Genomic DNA, 1,024 nt, shown 5'->3' on the forward strand with positions numbered 1-1,024 from the left:
TGGATTGGCCAGTGCACTTAATCAGTCTTTACAGCTGCAAGATAAGTTAGTTGTTTTCGAGCAGAGTGAGTTTTCTTTGCATCAGGATGTGATCAATGCGCCCAGTCACTTCACATCGCAGAGTACACTGACCAAAGCGGCTGATTACGCGAAGCAGGTTGGAGCTCAATTTGTTATCTCAGGTGTGGTGAGAGATCTGTCGCTAGAAGACCCGGAAGCTTTCTCCACATCATATTGGGCGAAACTGAAAAGGATGAGCAATAACGCCAATATCAAACGTCGCTTTGCAATGGAGCTATTTGTTCATGATGGCTATAGTGGTGCGATTATCTGGCAAAGAAGTTTTGCAGTATCTGCGCCGTGGGAAGATGATATTGATGATCTGAGTGGCTTTGGCACTGCAGAGTTCTGGAATGACGAATATGGTCTAGCAGTCGCTCAACTGGTGGATGGTGTTGCTACTTTAGTAGGAGAGCAATTGGAGTGTCAGCCCTTTATTGCACGTATATCAAGAGTTGACGGTAAAACATTACACTTCAATTCGGGTGCAAGCTCCGGTGTTCGCCCTGGAGATAAGTTTTCTTTATATCGTACCTACAATTATTACGACGCAGATATGCTAGCGGGTACTGAACTAACGAATGTCAAGACATCACTCACCGTTTCTCAGGTGCACCCTGGTTTTGCTAGTGGTAGTGTCAGTATGGACCCAGGGCGAATAAATATACAAGAGGATGACTTGCTAATCGCTTGGTAGTTTTTACACCCAGTAAGAGAAAAATATTAGTAGCAGTCCGCCCAAATACCGTTGGATAAAATGCTTTTTGTCCAGCGAGTCGCTCTTCAGTTCTTCGCTGCAGCTCAGGTCGTCACGAAAATTAATTGCCAATTGCTCTCGGCTGGCGGTAAGTTGCAGGCTGTAATCGATTTCCAAATCATGCATTAGGCTGCGGGTGTTGAGGTTACTTGAGCCGATGCAAGCCCAGTCATCAATAATCAAGGTTTTAGAGTGCATGATTCCTGC

2 protein-coding genes are annotated in these 1,024 nt (G+C 45.3%); one reads left to right on the forward strand and one right to left on the reverse strand.

The genetic code is table 11. The features are described 5' to 3' along the window. On the forward strand, nucleotides 1–757 hold a 757-nt coding region (locus A3766_RS27365), incomplete at its 5' end, for a flagella assembly protein FlgT middle domain-containing protein (RefSeq protein ID WP_304440989.1). 3 nt (nucleotides 758–760) lie between these two features. On the opposite strand, the gene A3766_RS27370 is transcribed toward A3766_RS27365, so the two are convergent. Continuing rightward, nucleotides 761–1,024 (reverse strand): phospholipase D-like domain-containing protein (locus tag A3766_RS27370; protein WP_231883013.1); only part of this gene is annotated, 264 nt, incomplete at its 5' end.

The organism is Oleiphilus sp. HI0132, assembly GCF_001635845.1.